This window comes from Elizabethkingia miricola (genome assembly GCF_001675285.1).
GTDB lineage: Bacteria > Bacteroidota > Bacteroidia > Flavobacteriales > Weeksellaceae > Elizabethkingia > Elizabethkingia miricola.
The window spans coordinates 30,116-45,810 of sequence record NZ_LSGQ01000032.1 but is presented as its reverse complement, the minus strand read 5'-3'; the positions used below and the strand labels follow the sequence as shown (position 1 = coordinate 45,810).

14 protein-coding genes are annotated in these 15,695 nt (G+C 34.7%); 8 read left to right on the top strand and 6 right to left on the bottom strand.

From position 1 onward, the window contains the following. Nucleotides 1-29 precede the first annotated feature (29 nt). Nucleotides 30-1,535, bottom strand: coding sequence for an amidohydrolase family protein (locus ATE49_RS18560; RefSeq protein WP_260256202.1), 1,506 nt, complete (start codon nt 1,533-1,535; stop codon nt 30-32). 346 nt (nt 1,536-1,881) lie between these two features. Between ATE49_RS18560 and ATE49_RS18555 the strand changes: the two genes are divergently transcribed. Then, complete coding sequence (locus tag ATE49_RS18555) at nt 1,882-2,514, top strand: NAD(P)H-dependent oxidoreductase (RefSeq protein ID WP_065083315.1); 633 nt, start codon at nt 1,882-1,884, stop codon at nt 2,512-2,514. Nucleotides 2,515-2,740: 226 nt separating this feature from the next. Further along, nucleotides 2,741-3,172 (top strand): DinB family protein, encoded by a 432-nt coding sequence (locus tag ATE49_RS18550; RefSeq protein WP_065083314.1) that lies wholly within the window; start codon nt 2,741-2,743, stop codon nt 3,170-3,172. Between the two features lie 64 nt (nt 3,173-3,236). Here the strand turns inward: ATE49_RS18550 and ATE49_RS18545 are convergent, their stop codons facing one another. Beyond that, nucleotides 3,237-4,034: an AraC family transcriptional regulator gene (locus ATE49_RS18545; protein WP_065083313.1), complete on the bottom strand. Its 798-nt coding sequence runs from the start codon at nt 4,032-4,034 to the stop codon at nt 3,237-3,239. 133 nt (nt 4,035-4,167) lie between these two features. Between ATE49_RS18545 and ATE49_RS18540 the strand changes: the two genes are divergently transcribed. The 5 genes from ATE49_RS18540 (at nt 4,168) to ATE49_RS18520 (ending at nt 11,093) form a co-directional block, all read left to right on the top strand. Next, on the top strand, nt 4,168-5,490 hold the full coding sequence (locus ATE49_RS18540; RefSeq protein ID WP_065083312.1) for a TolC family protein: 1,323 nt from the start codon (nt 4,168-4,170) through the stop codon (nt 5,488-5,490). A 4-nt stretch (nt 5,491-5,494) separates the two neighbouring features. Beyond that, complete coding sequence (locus ATE49_RS18535) at nt 5,495-6,559, top strand: HlyD family secretion protein (protein WP_058878356.1); 1,065 nt, start codon at nt 5,495-5,497, stop codon at nt 6,557-6,559. Beyond that, a complete protein-coding gene (locus ATE49_RS18530) occupies nt 6,552-8,144 on the top strand; it encodes an efflux MFS transporter permease (protein ID WP_065083311.1) in 1,593 nt (530 codons plus the stop codon). Before ATE49_RS18535 ends, ATE49_RS18530 begins: the two co-directional genes overlap by 8 nt. Before the next feature lie 331 nt (nt 8,145-8,475). Beyond that, a complete protein-coding gene (locus tag ATE49_RS18525) occupies nt 8,476-10,353 on the top strand; it encodes a sensor histidine kinase (protein ID WP_065083310.1) in 1,878 nt (625 codons plus the stop codon). Continuing rightward, a complete protein-coding gene (locus tag ATE49_RS18520) occupies nt 10,353-11,093 on the top strand; it encodes a LytR/AlgR family response regulator transcription factor (RefSeq protein ID WP_065083309.1) in 741 nt (246 codons plus the stop codon). The genes ATE49_RS18525 and ATE49_RS18520 overlap by 1 nt, the downstream gene beginning before the upstream one ends. A gap of 58 nt (nt 11,094-11,151) precedes the next feature. Here the strand turns inward: ATE49_RS18520 and ATE49_RS18515 are convergent, their stop codons facing one another. Further along, complete coding sequence (locus ATE49_RS18515; protein ID WP_065083308.1) at nt 11,152-12,276, bottom strand: agmatine deiminase family protein; 1,125 nt, start codon at nt 12,274-12,276, stop codon at nt 11,152-11,154. Between the two features lie 224 nt (nt 12,277-12,500). Between ATE49_RS18515 and ATE49_RS18510 the strand changes: the two genes are divergently transcribed. Further along, nucleotides 12,501-13,004: an SRPBCC family protein gene (locus ATE49_RS18510; protein ID WP_065083307.1), complete on the top strand. Its 504-nt coding sequence runs from the start codon at nt 12,501-12,503 to the stop codon at nt 13,002-13,004. A 52-nt stretch (nt 13,005-13,056) separates the two neighbouring features. On the opposite strand, the gene ATE49_RS18505 is transcribed toward ATE49_RS18510, so the two are convergent. The 3 genes from ATE49_RS18505 to ATE49_RS18495 form a co-directional block, all read right to left on the bottom strand. Further along, nucleotides 13,057-14,085: an Atu2307/SP_0267 family LLM class monooxygenase gene (locus ATE49_RS18505; RefSeq protein ID WP_065083306.1), complete on the bottom strand. Its 1,029-nt coding sequence runs from the start codon at nt 14,083-14,085 to the stop codon at nt 13,057-13,059. Between the two features lie 116 nt (nt 14,086-14,201). Then, entirely contained in the window at nt 14,202-14,735 is a 534-nt protein-coding gene (locus tag ATE49_RS18500) for an NADPH-dependent FMN reductase (protein WP_059155535.1), read from the bottom strand. 217 nt (nt 14,736-14,952) lie between these two features. Then, nucleotides 14,953-15,294: a hypothetical protein gene (locus ATE49_RS18495; protein ID WP_143349678.1), complete on the bottom strand. Its 342-nt coding sequence runs from the start codon at nt 15,292-15,294 to the stop codon at nt 14,953-14,955. Nucleotides 15,295-15,695 lie beyond the last annotated feature (401 nt).

Here is a 15,695-nt window from a genome sequence, read left to right as displayed (position 1 = left end):
TAATTACCAGGTATATATTTACTACAGTCTTAATTCAGTTTTTGATTCATCTGTGTGACGAAATCTATCCATTGCTTGTCCAGATAGAGAATAGCTTCTTTCTTTTCTTTCTCGTTTAAGGAAGAATAATTAATCGAGTTGTAGACTAACTTCTTCAATGCCTTCACATCTAATTCCCAGTATACAAAAGCAACCCAAAAATCATAACTAAGACCTTCGTATCCATATACTCCCGGATCATCACTGTTAATAGAGCATTGTACTCCGTTACTTAACAATACCCTTGCAGGGTGATTTCTCATATCACTGACATATCCGAGAATCTGATTGCTGATTGGACTTACTTCAACCAGTTTGTTCTGCTTTTTAATCAGTTCCATTGTTTTTGGAAAATAGATCAGATTAAGGCCGTGACCAATTCTTTTGTTATTGAGGAGGGTAAGATCCAGAACATTTTTATTAAAAACAGAATTGCTTTCCCCGGCATGAAGGAAAAGCGGCATGTCGACACCGTATTTTTTTGAAAGACTGTTTAGCTTCATCCAGCTTTCATGGAAGGAATAAATACTGTTTCCGGCAGCTTCATCAGCAACAAGATCGAACCCTGTAATCATATCCGGAAACTCTTTTTTAAGTTGGAAAGCTGCTTCAAGTTGTTGATCAACTCCTTTAGAATCCAAAAATTTAAAACTTGAATAAATCAGCTTCAATGTAAACTGTGGGGCTGTTTTATGTATTTCTTTAAGAATATCCTGTAGGTCTGTAATAGATGTATTTAAAGAATATTTTCCATGTTCAAAATCATAAAGCTGATCAAAAATAAATCGGATTTCTACATGCTGCACATTATCCTTTATTAGATCCTGAAATCCTTTCAGATAGTATGCTTTAAAGAAAGGACGGTAAGACAGTAATGAACCTGTGCGCTTAAAACGCTTTTCAAATTCTATCCAGTAATCTGTATAGTTGCAGAGCTGATCCCGTTTAAGTATCAAAAGTTCTTGTAACTGCTTTTCAAAGCCATGATCAGAACTCAGTTTTTCATCAAGATTAACAAATCCTGCCGGAACCTTGTCTTTTGCAAAAAATGCCATTTGTCCGAAAATATACTGATCATTATCTTTCTGAACGTAAATATAACTTTCTTTATACTTTCTCGCTGTTTCAATTATCCATTTGGCATCAGTAATACCGCCGCTATGTGTATGCAAAAGTCCGCCTTTAGGCATAGACCGGATAATATCAAATAATTTGCTGTTTTCAATCAGAGGCTTTATCTGGTTGAAGGAGCTGTTATACAATGGAACTTTTTGCTTTTCGGTTTCGCTAAGGAACTCTTTACGCAGTTGAAACAGTTTTTTATCCAACACGCTTTCTGCGCCGGACAATTTTAAATCAGAATCAAAGCTTAATGCCTGATTCTTTTTGTCCAGTAAACTTATTTTCTGCTGATATGACAGTTCCTGAGCGGTGATATATTGATTCCCCGTAAGAGGAAGCCCTAAAAGTAATATGTAAAGAAGAGTTTTTTTCATCATAATATTGTGGATGCACAAGATTGTGCTTAAAATGATTTAATTATTATTTCCGGAATAAAAAATTGTGCAAATAACGGGATTTCATATTATTTATGAAAATCTGTTCTCTGAATGCAAATAAAAAGCCATGATTTCTGCTGACATTATATTTGTGAAAATGTTTAATTCACCAGAAACATTTCTTTATTATTAACAATAGATAGTTACTTACTGGTAACTGATTACATTTGGGTAACAGGTGTATATAAGCAACCTTTTGTCATGTAACTTTGCAGAGTAATAATGAGAATTTAGAATACAGCATCTCATTATTTATTATTAGAAATAAAAAAAAAACAGAATTATGTCATTACAAAGAACGCTGAACTGGAGATCCGCTACCAAAGCTTATAACGGAAAAACTATAGAAAAAGAAAAGCTTGAACAAGTTCTGGAAGCAATACGTCTGGCACCATCCAGTTCTGGCCTGCAGCCATTTAAAGTTTTAGTTATTACGAATAAAGGACTAAGAGAAAAGCTTCAGCCTATTTCCCGTGATCAGGATCAAATTGTAAAGGCATCTCATATATTGGTTTTTGCTGCATGGGATGAATATACAAATGAAAGGATAGATTCATTTTTCGAGTTTAGCAATCAGGTACGGAATTTACCGGATACTACAACAGATGAATACCGTTTGAATCTGTTGGATTTATTAAGTAAACAAACGAAAGAAGAACATTTTGTAAATGCAGCAAAGCAAGCCTATATTGCATTGGGTTTTGGGCTGCTTGCAGCTGCGGACCTCAGAATTGACGCTACTCCTATGGAGGGCTTTGATAATAAAGCGGTTGATGAGCTTTTAGATCTTCCGGCGCAAGGGTTAAAAAGTACTGTAATATTGGCTTTAGGATATAAAGATGAGGATACTGACTGGTGGAGCAGATTAGATAGGGTGAGGAGACCTACAGAGGAGTTATTTGTAGAAATTAATTAGGTAAAAACAACATGTAAATAGAAAAGAGAAGGTTTATAATCTTCTCTTTTTTATTTTTGAATAAAATTAAACGGAAATATCAATCTGAGTTCATGAAGTAATAAATAATAGACAAGTATCTGCTTTTATTTTGTATAACATTTTATTAATGAATACACATAAAAATAAGGTGATTTATCATTAAATTGCTGTATCATATTAAAATATAAAAGTAAAGTTTAAAAAAATGAATTATCAGATCCTTAGAACCATTATTGATACAGAACTAAAACGATTCGAAACTATTTCTGAAGATGAATGGTCTTATAAAGCCTCTCCGGAGAAATGGTCCCGAAAAGAAATTATAGGACATCTTTGTGACAGCGCTTTTACAAATATCCGCAGATTTGTAGTTACACAGTATAAAGAAAATGAGAATATTGTATATGATCAGGACGAGTGGGTTAAAGCTCAGAACTATCAGAATATTCCTACTGCAGAAGTTATTAATCTTTGGAAATCGCTGAACTATCAGATTGTTTACATCGTAGAAAATATGCCCGATGAAGCACTACAAAGAACCAGTGATACCTCAAAGGCAACACCCGAGATTCTGACTTTGGAAGTTCTTATCAAAGGTTATATAGATCATCTGCATCATCATCTAAAAACGATCTGATTATAACTGAAAGATCATCACAGATAACTGTGATGATTTTTTATTGATTTTTAAATTTTCGGAATTAGGCAGAGCCTTTTGTTTTTCTTAGATCTGATGGTCTTGACTGGGTGAATTCATGAAAAGTATCACTAAAGGTACTGATACTGCTATAGCCGACTTCGTCAGCAATTTCATTAATAGACTTATGGGATTTAAGAATAAGTTCTATGGCTTTAACCATTCTCAGCGTTTTCAGATATTGCAGAAAAGAGATATCCAAAGTAGATCTGAAGAGCCTTGATATAGATCTTTCACTCATTCCGAAACGATCGCTGATACTGACTAGGGTATGCTTATCACCAATATTACGATCCAGATACAGGAGAATTTTATTCATCTGATAATCATCCGTCATAGGCAAAACAATTGGTAAAGCATATTGACTGACTTTGGGAAGTATATTCTTTAGCGAAATCAGGAACTCAAAATTGTAGTCTTTTGCTTTCACATGTTGTTCATCCCATGTCTCGGTATATTTAATCATCTGAATGAGCAGTTCTGAAGCAGGATAGATTCCAAGTTTAGTATAAAATGCATCCGTGTTGTCATCATGAGCATAAAAATAAAGCGAACGGAGTACCGTAGCAGAATGTCCTATGCGTAAAAGATGCTCCATGCCTTGTGGAATCCAGAAGAAATGCCGGGCTGGAACAACATAAGTTTTCTTATCCGTTGTAATATAGGCGATTCCGCCTTCCACATAGCTCAGTTGTCCCTTTGTATGTCTGTGAAAAGGGATAAGTTTTTCAGACTTTTCATGCATCACAAAAACACTTTTGGAGTGCTTGTCAATATCTGGTAATGCTGCAATTAACCCCATGATTTTGCTTATAAGTTTAAGAATTCAAAGGTACAATTATATTGGCCGGAATCAGGTAAAAATTGACTATTTTGGATAAAAATAATATTCCGATAGAAAATAGCTTTGCAGTCTGATAATTCATAAATTCTCGATGAAAATTTTTTCTACCCTGGCCTTTATGCTGGGGACACTATTTCCGGCATTAGCCAAGACTCAGGTTCTTAAAAATGACACACTTTACCTTTCCTTAAAGCAAACATGGCAAAAGGCAGAAGAAAATAGCCGTCCTATTCAGATGAGTAATATGGAAACTGATATTTCGGCTGCTAGAGTAAAAGATGCTAAACTGGAACGTCTTCCTGAACTGCGTGTAAAAGGTTCTGTAGAGAAGGCATCTAATATTCCGGTATATGAAAATGGCCTGTTCTCGAAACCGACACAGCATGAGGTCATCCATACACTTTACAGAGCCGGGGCCGATTTTTATTTTAATATTTATAATGGTAATAAGCTTAATATTAAGATAAAACAGGAAGAAATTCTTCAGAAGATCAAAGAAATCCAAAAAGACGAGAGCGTTTCCGACATTCATTACAAAGCAGCTTCACTGTATCTCGATCTTCAGAAGAGTTTGATGTTCCGAAAGCTTATAAAAGAGGATATCCAGGATCAGAAGCTGCAGTTGAAAGAAATACAGTCTCTTTATAAAAATGGTGTGATTTTGAAAAGTGATGTTCTCCGGACAGAACTCGATTTATCTAAAAGAGAGATGACCCTAATAACTATTGAGAATGATATATTAATTGCCACACAGAAGCTTAATATTATCATAGGAGTTCCAGATGAAACAGTTGTAGTTCCTGAAGATACTGAGATTGGAGATGAGAAAAATATTACTTATGATCAGTATCTGGAACAGGCATTCCAATATTCGTTTGACTATCATATATCCGAACAGCAGACAGAACTTAGCAAGCTTAATTTAAAGGAAGTTAAGGCCAATGTAAGACCACAGGTAGGATTATATGGAGAATTCTATTTTGCAAATCCACAGATTTTCCTGTATCCCTATAATCCCAACTGGTATTCATTGGGGATTGTTGGTTTAAAGGCTTCATTTTCTATCTCTTCTCTCTATCACAATACGCAGAAAACTCAGGCTGCAAAACTGGAATTAGAAAAGGAAGAAATTGCACATAAAAATACTGAAGACAAAATCCGACAGGATGTAAAAGAAGCTTATTTACGATATACTGAAGCTTTGGAGCAGGTGAAGCTTGCAGAAATTAATGTTTCTCAGGCAAAGGAAAATGCACGGATTATTAAAAACACTTACTTCAGTCAGACTTCTCTTATTACAGACCTTTTAGATGCCAATATTCAGCTTCTTCAAACCCGGTTTGAACTCGAAAGTTCAAAAATTATAGCTCAAAACAAATATTACTTATTACAAAACGTTACAGGAACTTTATAATACCATGAAAAAGAAATATACAGCCACAGATAAGCTTATTACAAAGATAACAGGGTGGATTACAATATTTGTTGTACTAATATTAGCAGTTTGGGGAGGAATAAGCCTCTTTGATTATTATAAATATGAGCAAACCAATGATGCACAGGTTCAGGAATATGTAAATCCTGTAATTGCAAGAGCAGGAGGTTTTATTGTAGCTGTAAAATTTGAAGAAAATCAGAATGTAAAAAAAGGTGATACACTTTTAATTATAGACAACAGAGAATATATTTTGCAGCAGGAGCAGACCAGGGCTCAGCTTATTAAAGCGCAGGCACAGTTAAAAGTTCTTGAAAGTACTGTTCATACAATGAGTAAAGAATCCTCGGCTTCAAGAGAGCAGATTATGGCAAACAGTGCCAAAGTAAAAAAACAGGAACTGGATTATACCCGGTATAAAAAGCTTTATGATGAGGAATCTACCACAAGACAGAAGCTTGAAGATGTTGAAGCAACACTGGAAGTGAACAAAAGTGACTATAAGTCTTCACAGGATGCTTATGCTGCATCGGTCTCGAAAATAGAAGATGTAAGAGCTGAAAAGGAGGTTGTAAAGGCTGAAATCGTAAGGTTGGAAGCATTACTTGGAAGACATAAACTGGAAACCAGCTATACTGTTGTTACAGCTCCTTATAACGGAAGAATGGGCAAACGTAGTGTAGAGATAGGGCAGATGATAGATGTGGGGGAGCCTCTGGCTTTTATTGTTAATGATCAGACCGATAAATGGGTGGTGGCTAACTACAAAGAAACTCAGATTAGCGGAATGCATATTGGTGATAAGGTGAGAATCATTGCAGATTCCTATCCGGATAAAGAATTTAAGGGTACAATTATATCACTTTCTCCGGCTACCGGTTCCAGCTTTTCTTTGTTACCGCCAGATAATTCTACGGGTAACTATGTAAAGATTGTTCAGCGTATTCCTGTAAGAATAAGAATCGATGGACAGAGATCCGAAACAGAGATATTAAAAGTGGGAATGAATGTGAATGTATATGCTCCAAAAAAGCACAGTAATGGTTAGAAGGAAAATTCCTTTTTTTAAGAATTGGGCACCAGATTGGTTTGTGAAGTTTTTTCTATTTCTGATGACACTTCCGGGGATTGCAATTTTCTTTCTGCCTCTAACCAATATTGAAGCAGCTCGTGGATATTATGGATGTGAAACAGGAGATATCCAGTTTTCCGTGATTTTGTTTTATGCAGGTTATGTGGGATTTTACAGTCTTGAAAGAAGGTTTTTTAGTTTTTTAGCAGCCAGAGAATACCTCTTACTGTTTGTAAGTCTGCAAATATTCAATTCCCTTATTTGTTATCTTACCCACGATATTTATATCCTTTTTCCTGTCCGGTTTATTCAAGGGGTTCTGTTTGCCTGCAATGTAAATCTGTCCCTTACCTTATTCTTTTCAAGGCTGAGTAGTGAACGGGGAAGGGAAGTAAGCTTTTCGATTTTTTTCGGACTTTTAATTTGTGCTGTACCAGTCAATAATCTTTTAACAGCAGGGATTATCGACGCTTATAACTTTAATATTATTTATAAAGGAGCTATATTCTCCTATGTACCCTGTCTTATTTTTCTGGCATTTGCCATGAATCATTACCGTAGTGGTAAAAGATTTCCTCTTTATAAGCTGGATATTCAGAGCTTTATGTTGCTCAGCGGATGTCTTGTACTCTTTGGTTATATTATGATTTTTGGGCAGGAGTACTACTGGCTGGAAGATCAGAGAATTTTTCTTAGTGTTATAGGGATTTTTATACTTTCAATATTAATGCTTATCCGCTTTAGGGCGATGAAGCGTCCCTATATTGATCTTAGAGTTTTCAGGTACAGAAACTTCATTATAGGTCTTTTATTTCTCTTTATTCTCTATATCTGCAGATTTGCTTCGGGAATTACCAATACTTATTTTACTTCAGCCTTGCATTTTGACCCTTTCTATCTGTCATATATCAATATCTTTAACCTTTTGGGTATTGTTGCAGGTGTTATTTTAGCCTGTTGTATGGTTATAAGGAAAGTCGGAATACGTTATATTTGGTTTTTAGGCTTTTCATTGCTCCTTGTTTTTCATGTAGTGATGTATTTTTCATTTGATATTGAGGCTAATCCCTTTAATTATTTTATTCCTTTGGCGCTTCAGGGATTGGGAGTAGGGATACTAATGGTACCTACGATTATATATATTATCTCTGCTGTTCCTTTTTTTATAGGCCATTCCGCCGCCGCTACAGCGCTTACCATACGCTATCTGGGGTTTTGCGCAAGCATCGGGATTATTAACTTCTTTCAGCTTCTTGGGAAAAGCAGACATTATAATGCTTTTCAGGATCATTTGACTGTACTGAATCCTGCAGTAAAAAGTATTTTGAGTAAACAAGCTGGAAAACTAAGTGCTAAAGGCGTGAATAAAGATCAGATAATAAGAGCCTCTGATAAATTATTGTTGAAGAAAGTAGAGGAACAGAGTCTTTTAAGATTTAGTATGGATTATTATGAAATGATGAGCTGGCTCCTTTTTGCTACGCTCCTGTTAATCCTTCTTTTTCCCTATCTGAACAAAACGATATTACACCTGAAGTCCAGAAGACTTTCTCCGGCCTAAGTTTTATAACTGGCTAGTACGAATATTTCTAAAGAGGTAACAAATATTGACAGAATCATTTCAAATATTAATTCCCATAATTGTGAAAGAGAATAATTATCCAAATTTGAAATGTAAAAGAAATGTGAAATATATATTCCTCATCTAGTTATATTCCTATTCACCAAATCCTTAATTTTAACTAGAAAAGTAAAGGGAGGCCTAATAGCCTCCCTTTCTTTTTTACATAAGAGCTATGAAAAAGAATATGTATATAAAATCACTTTTTCAGTATAATTAGTATTTAAATTATCATAAGACTTACTTATCTTGGTATAACCAAAATCAAGAAATGCCAAATTGCTTAAAATCCAGACTTCTATATATAATTTTCATTTTCTCTCTGTTGTTGACTACCAGCTGTGACAAAAGAACCAAAGAACAAAACATTGCAGATAAACAAAATACAGATAAGAATTTTATAAGTTTTGCGATAAAAACAGATATAGTTCCGCGTCCGGGTAAAGAAAAAATATTTATAAAACTCGATAGTATAACTAATGGCCTTAGTGTAAAGGACAAAGCTTTGTACCGCGATTATATGAAATATGCTCTGAGTAAAAAAGACAGCTCAGATTATTATTTAAGTAAAATAGACACTGTAGGAAGATCAGTAGATGTAAGGGATCTTATAGAACTCTATACTTTTAAAGAAGGTTTTAAGTCAGACGCTATAGGTCCTAAGATTACGGAAGCCATTTTTAGAAAGATTAGTAGTGAAGAAAAGAGAAAAAGTCCTCTTCTTTTTAAGTATTATGACTTAATGGCCCAGGCATTCTATATCAATAAGAATATTGTGAAGTCAACAGAGTATTTTAAGCTTTCTTTTGACAATAACCCAGAGAAAAATACAGACTCCGAAAAGATTAAGTACTATGAGGTTTTATTTTTATATGCCATGGAAAGCTCCAATATAAAGGAGATGGAGATTAATCAGAAAAAGGCTGAGCATATTGCCCAACAGGAAAAAAATGAATATGAGCTTTCTAGAACCATGGATTATAAGGCTATTATTTACGGACTTAAAAAAATGCCGGATAGTGGTGTCTATTATTCTAAAAAATCTTTCCAGTATTTGGAATCTACCAATAGATTAAATCCTGTGGCCTTTATTAATCTTGCCATAAATTATAAGGAAAATAGGGAATTTGATAACGCCATAAAGTATAGCGATGAGGGTATAAAATGGTCCGTGAAACATAAGGATTCAAGTGGAATGGCAGAATTTTATGCTGTTTTATCTGATGCCTATAAAGGGAAAGGAGATTATAAGAATTCCTTAAAAAATATTGATACTTTTTATAAACTTAAGCTCAAGAACATTAATGATATTCAAAAAGACAAGGTTTATGAGATTGAACAAAAATTTAAATCTGAAAACAAAGATTTAACAATTAGCAGTTTAAAGACTAAGAATAAGCTTAATAACAGAATTATACTACAGCAGAAATGGCTGATGTTTATTGTGGGAGCTACATTCTTACTGGGGGGATTTGTACTCTATAACTTTCTTAAAAGAAAAAATCTTCAATCTAAGGCAGAGAGGCTTTTAGTTGAAAACGACAAACTGAAACTAGAGCAGAAGACTTTCCAGCTAAAAATAAGTCCACATTTTATATTCAATACCGTTAGTAACCTTCAGGGATTAATTAGTGAGAAGGAGACGACTAAGTCAATTAGCTATCTCACCAAATTTGCCCGACTGATGCGTAATATCCTGGAATATGAAAAAGAAGATTTTATTTCTGTTGAAGATGAGGTCAGGCTTCTGGAAGATTATATGCAACTGCAGCAAATGAGATTTAAAACCAGTTTAGAATACAATATAACAATAAATGACAATGTCCGTCCATATTTCCAATTAGTTCCACCAATGCTGCTGCAGCCTTTTGTTGAGAATTCTATTATACATGGATTTGGTAATATAGATTATACCGGAAAAATTAATATTATATTTGAAAATAAGACGGACTTTATGGAAATCATTATTCAGGATAATGGCAGAGGAACAGCACAACATACAGATGTAAATAAACAGTCATTGTCTACATCAATTACAAGACAAAGACTGAATGTTCTCTTCCCGGGAACCAATTCTTTTGTTAAGACTGAAGCTTCGGATAATGGTTTTAGAGTAGAGATTAATATTCCAATTTTAACAGAAGACTAATGAGAGTATACGTTCTTGAAGATGAGGAGAATATTCGTAATTATATTTTAAATATCCTTAAAGAGATTCCTGAAATTGTAGTTGTTGGATATGCAGATCAGGTTAAGAAGGCATTGGAAGAAATTCCAAAGCTGGAACCTCATTTAATTTTGGCAGATATCCAGTTAAAAGATACCATAAGCTTCCGGCTATTCGATACACTTGATATCGAAAAATATAAAGTAATCTTTATCACTGCCTTTAGCCACTATTCAATCCAGGCACTTAATTTAGGCGCTATTGGTTATCTGTTGAAACCTATAGACGGTGATGAGCTAAAAACGGCAATACAAAAGGTAATTATGAAAAATGAAGCTTATTTAGTTCAGCAGTCCCAGTTTCAGTTGGCCAACAGCTATATTGAAAAGCCAAAAGAGGTTGAAAAGCTTGTTCTGAAAAACCGGGATTATCTTCAGATTATACGTTGTGATGATATTGTATACTGTGAAGGGGACAAGGGCTATACTACATTTTTTCTGAATAACGAGCCCGGAGTTTTGGTTTCTAAAGTTCTTAAAGAGTATGAAGCTTTGCTTTCTACCGCTAATTTCATTAGATGCCACCAGTCTTATCTTGTTAATATGAATTACGTTACCCGCTACTTTAAAGAAGGCTATTTACAATTGAAAACAGGGGTTAAAATTCCTGTATCAACAAGAAAGAAAGATGATGTTCTCCGATACTTAGAACAACTTTTATAAGTTTTATATACGACAAAAACTACCTATAGAGGTAGTTTTTTATTTTTATAACATAATCTTATCGGGGTTGCTGTTGTGTAACACAGTGTACCATACCACCATTGGCAAAGAGATTCCGGCAATCGATTCCGACAACCTTTTTATCCGGGTACAGTTGTTGGATGATGTTGTTTGCAACCGTATCATTAGGGTCATTATAATTAGGAACCAATACCCGGTTGTTGGCGATATAATAATTGATATAGGATGCACGTCCAACTTTCTTTCCATAGGTAGTTGTTACTTCATTTTTAGTTAAAGGAACTTTTACAAACCGATAAGCAGTATCATTTTTTCCTGTGGCATTGTACAGATTATTAATGTCATTATCAGGAACCTGCCAGTAAGCAAGATCGCTAGAGTTCATTGTAATAATCGTAGATGAGTTGGCAAATCTGGCAAATCCATCAATATGCATGTCAGTGATATCGAGACCTGCTTTTCCTTCCAGCCATATAAATTTTGTAACACCAAGATTCTTAGTAAATATTGTCTCGGCTTCTTTTTGAGTCATTCCCGGATTTCTGTTGCTGTTAAGAATAGAACTTTTGCAAGCCATTAATACTCCGTTTCCATCAATTTCAATACTTCCGCCTTCATTTCTCATTACTGAGTTGAGGTCAATTTTTGGAACATTAGTGTCTGCTGCGATTTTGGAAGGAACAGCATCACAACTGCTATACTGAGCCTTTTTACCCCAGCCGTTAAACCCCCAATCCTGAATAAATAATTTGCCATTGTTATCTTTTACATAAATAGGTCCGTTATCTCTAACCCAGAAATCATCTGTCTGATAAATTTTAAAATCAATATTACTTAATGGTATTCCGGCATCATTTAATAAGGTGGTTATACGTTCCTTTTCGGTATTGTCATAAGCCACAATATGAACCTTTTCGCTTTGTATCAGCTCTTTGGTCATTGCTATCCAGATGGGATCCAAACGATCGCGGTAAGTAGTCCCATATTGATATTCGTGTGGCCACTGCAGCCAGGTTCCTTCATGTGGAGCTGATTCTTCTGGCATCTTATAAACAACTGCGGAAGGATCTGAAGTTTCTGATGGCTTGTCTGTCTTTTCATCCCGGCTGCAGGATAGTATAATAATAGGCAGTACTAAAAGTGCTAATTTTCTTATTTGCATAATTAATCTTTTTTGACAGGGCAAAATTAGATCAGTAAATATTGCCAGACTTGTCCAAAAAGGACAACTTTCTATGCAGTTTAAATTCCCTGATATCTCATCTTGTATAAGTTTTGTGTAATCGTAATTGGTTGATTTAAAGTTTTGTAATTGAACCTTTGATTAGGAATCAGGCATTGAATTATTTGGTAACTTTGAATACACAACCATCAAAAATATTAAAAATGAAAAGTGATCTTTTTTTTGATTTTTCTATAGACAAGGAAAATAATACTATTGTAATCAAACGTGAATTTAATGCAAATTCAGAGCAGGTGTGGCAAGCCTGGATAAAAGCGGAATTTCTTGACAGGTGGTGGGCTCCGAAACCTTACAGAGTCGAGACAAAGACTTTAGATTTTACTGAAGGAGGGATATGGTTATATGCAATGGTAAGCCCTGAAAATGAAAAGCTTTGGTGTAAAGCCGATTATGAAAAGATAGAATTCAAAAAGCTTATTGTATGGCTTGATGCTTTTTGTGATGAAAACGGAAATGAAAATACCGAAAAACCACGTTCTAACTGGAGTATTAATTTTTCCATGGATGATCATCTTACAACTGTGCATATAATCCTTAAGCATGATAGCTATAAAGATGTAGAGACCATGTTGGAAATGGGCTTTAAAGAGGGCTTTACCATGTGTATGGAAAACCTTGATGAATTATTACAGGAAGTAAATAAGTAAATATTTTATTATAAAGCTAAAAAAGCTCCTCAGTTATGAGGAGCTTAAATTTTTATGCTTCGTTAATCAACGGAATTACCTTTTTACCGATTAGTTCTATAGATTTATAAACCTGCTCTTGGGTAAGCCCCGGATTATCCATCTGAAATGTAAATCTTGAGATCCCACCCAAAGCTTTGCTGTGACGAAGTATCTTTGCTGCAACTTCTTCGGGACTTCCTACAACATAAGCTCCGGTTAATCCGGCTTGTGCCTCGAATTGCGATCGGGTAGGTGTAGGCCATCCTCGCTCTTTCCCTATTTTGCCCATCATCTCCTGGTATCCCGGAAAGTATTCATCTTTTGCCTGAGCTGTATCTTCAGCGACATATCCCAGAGAGTGTAATCCTACTTCTAATTTTTCACGGGAATGTCCTGCTTTTTCTCCTGCCTCGTAATATAAATCAATCAAAGGTCTGAAATTATGAGTTTCACCCCCAATAACAGCGACCATTAATGGAAGTCCAAGTTTTCCTGCCCGTATAAACGATTCTGGTGTTCCACCAACTCCTATCCACACAGGAAGAGATTCCTGATATGGACGTGGATATATAGACTGCTCATGTAAAGGTGCACGAAACTTACCTTTCCATGATATTGTCTCTTTATCCCGAATAGCGAGCAGTAACTCTATTTTTTCTTCAAAAAGCTGATCATAATCCTGAAGATTAAGTCCGAATAAGGGATATGCATCGATAAAAGAGCCTCTCCCGGCAACAATCTCTGCCCGGCCTTTTGATATCAGGTCAAGGGTAGCATATTCCTGAAAAACTCTTACAGGATCTGCAGCACTTAACACTGTTACTGCACTAGTAAGCTTAATGTTTTTAGTACGAGCGGCGGCGGCAGCAAGAATAACAGCCGGAGCCTCGTCTAAAAACTCTTTTCGGTGATGTTCTCCAAGCCCAAAGACATGTAGTCCCATTTTATCAGCGTGTTCAATTTTACTAAGCAAAGCCTCTATAGCTTCTATATTTTGCTGAGGATTTAGCGCATCTTGATATGCTCCGGTTGCTATAAAGCTGTCTATTCCTATTTCCATAATGTGTGTTGTTTTGGGAATTTCTAATACAAATATCGCGTGTTTAGCTTTGGTTTTCCTTGATATAGGATAAGAAATCCGGTGCAAAATAATCCGGTAATAGTGCTTAAATTATATTATGCTGAAATCTGGGATTTAAAACTTTTAATTTTATTATTTAATTCTTCTAACATCTCAGTATTAATTACTCCATTTTCCAAATCAAAATTTTCATAGAATTTTGGCAGCGAGAAGTTCTCCATGACAACAGCGCCAAACTGTGGAAAGAAGGTTTTTGCAGTGTTCATCACATTTCCGCCACCATAGCCTCCGGGCGAAGTACTCATTAGTAACATGGGCTTATTTTGAAAGACCTTCACGTTTATTCTTGATGACCAGTCGAAGACATTTTTAAACGCGGCACTATAAGATCTGTTATGCTCGGCAAGAGAACAAATAATGACATCGCATTCCTCAATTTGTTTTAAAAAACCATGTGCCTGATCTGGAAAGCCTTTTTTCTCAAGATCTACTGAGAATACGGGCATAGAATAATCATTAAGATCGATCAGGTTGATTTCATGACTTTGAAAGTCCTTTAAAACAAATTTCACAAGTTCCCGGTTGATAGAAGTGGAAGAGGTGCTTCCTGCAAATGCTAATATTTTCATATTGACTGTTTTATTTTCTGTTTAAGTTTTAAAGTTAAGCTACAAACCACAAAGTGCATAAAGTCGTTTGAAAAGTTCTCTTTGTGAAAGGCTTAATTAAATATAAGGAACATTGCTGTAAGTTTTTACAGCTGAAATTATCTGTTATAGAATAATCTGGAAATTAAAAGGCTATTATTCTGGTTTATAAAGAAATAAAACAGAATATCTTTATAAACTATTGCCATCTATTGGGATTCATATCATTATAATCAAGTATTTTGTATAGTGTATCTTTTCGGTAAACATAAATTTTGGTATCACCCTTTATCTTCAGAATAGAGTCACCAACTTCTACATACTTTTCCCACTCATCTTCGCGCAATGGAGATACTTTGATTCTTCTTTTCTTACTACTTAGAGTATATGCGTTGTGATTTCTACTATCATTAAATATGGTATCAATTTTAAATCTATAATCATCAGGCTTATGATAATCAATAATTTGTTCCTTACCAGTTCTTTTATCCGTTAATTCGCAATATCCGGAATAAATCATTAATCCTATAAGACCCAGCATGAAAGGAATTATTGTTACTGATAAAAGAAATATTATGGCTTTTTTGCTAACACCTTCCATTAAGTAAAATAAGTATCGAATAAAGATACAATAAAAAGCAGGTAGCTAGGATTAAATGAAATGCCTTTTTTATTTAATAAATTAAATAATATGATGAGAATATCTTCTTTCAAAAAAAGATATTTTGTTATTGTTATATCTAATCTTATAAGCTGCTTTTTTAAGTATCCGATAACATACCTTAAAGAAGTGTTACCTTTTTTTAAGCAAATTTTAAAGCCAAGATTTCATTATGAATAAGAGTTTACATCATTTTTAATAACTGAGAATAGAATAATGACTCAATAATAGCGGTGTTGGGTTTATATTTGAGGTGTTTTTAGAAGGCTTTTAGAATGGGG

Bases quoted from the DNA above. Each gene is read 5' to 3' on its own strand.
- ATE49_RS18515 (WP_065083308.1), bottom strand. From the start codon at position 12,276: ATGCAAATAAGAAAATTAGCACTTTTAGTACTGCCTATTATTATACTA.
- ATE49_RS18530 (WP_065083311.1), top strand. From the start codon at position 6,552: ATGGTTAGAAGGAAAATTCCTTTTTTTAAGAATTGGGCACCAGATTGG.
- ATE49_RS18550 (WP_065083314.1), top strand. From the start codon at position 2,741: ATGAATTATCAGATCCTTAGAACCATTATTGATACAGAACTAAAACGA.
- ATE49_RS18500 (WP_059155535.1), bottom strand. From the start codon at position 14,735: ATGAAAATATTAGCATTTGCAGGAAGCACCTCTTCCACTTCTATCAAC.
- ATE49_RS18555 (WP_065083315.1), top strand. From the start codon at position 1,882: ATGTCATTACAAAGAACGCTGAACTGGAGATCCGCTACCAAAGCTTAT.
- ATE49_RS18545 (WP_065083313.1), bottom strand. From the start codon at position 4,034: ATGGGGTTAATTGCAGCATTACCAGATATTGACAAGCACTCCAAAAGT.
- ATE49_RS18540 (WP_065083312.1), top strand. From the start codon at position 4,168: ATGAAAATTTTTTCTACCCTGGCCTTTATGCTGGGGACACTATTTCCG.
- ATE49_RS18525 (WP_065083310.1), top strand. From the start codon at position 8,476: ATGCCAAATTGCTTAAAATCCAGACTTCTATATATAATTTTCATTTTC.
- ATE49_RS18505 (WP_065083306.1), bottom strand. From the start codon at position 14,085: ATGGAAATAGGAATAGACAGCTTTATAGCAACCGGAGCATATCAAGAT.
- ATE49_RS18560 (WP_260256202.1), bottom strand. From the start codon at position 1,535: ATGAAAAAAACTCTTCTTTACATATTACTTTTAGGGCTTCCTCTTACG.
- ATE49_RS18535 (WP_058878356.1), top strand. From the start codon at position 5,495: ATGAAAAAGAAATATACAGCCACAGATAAGCTTATTACAAAGATAACA.
- ATE49_RS18510 (WP_065083307.1), top strand. From the start codon at position 12,501: ATGAAAAGTGATCTTTTTTTTGATTTTTCTATAGACAAGGAAAATAAT.
- ATE49_RS18495 (WP_143349678.1), bottom strand. From the start codon at position 15,294: ATGCTGGGTCTTATAGGATTAATGATTTATTCCGGATATTGCGAATTA.
- ATE49_RS18520 (WP_065083309.1), top strand. From the start codon at position 10,353: ATGAGAGTATACGTTCTTGAAGATGAGGAGAATATTCGTAATTATATT.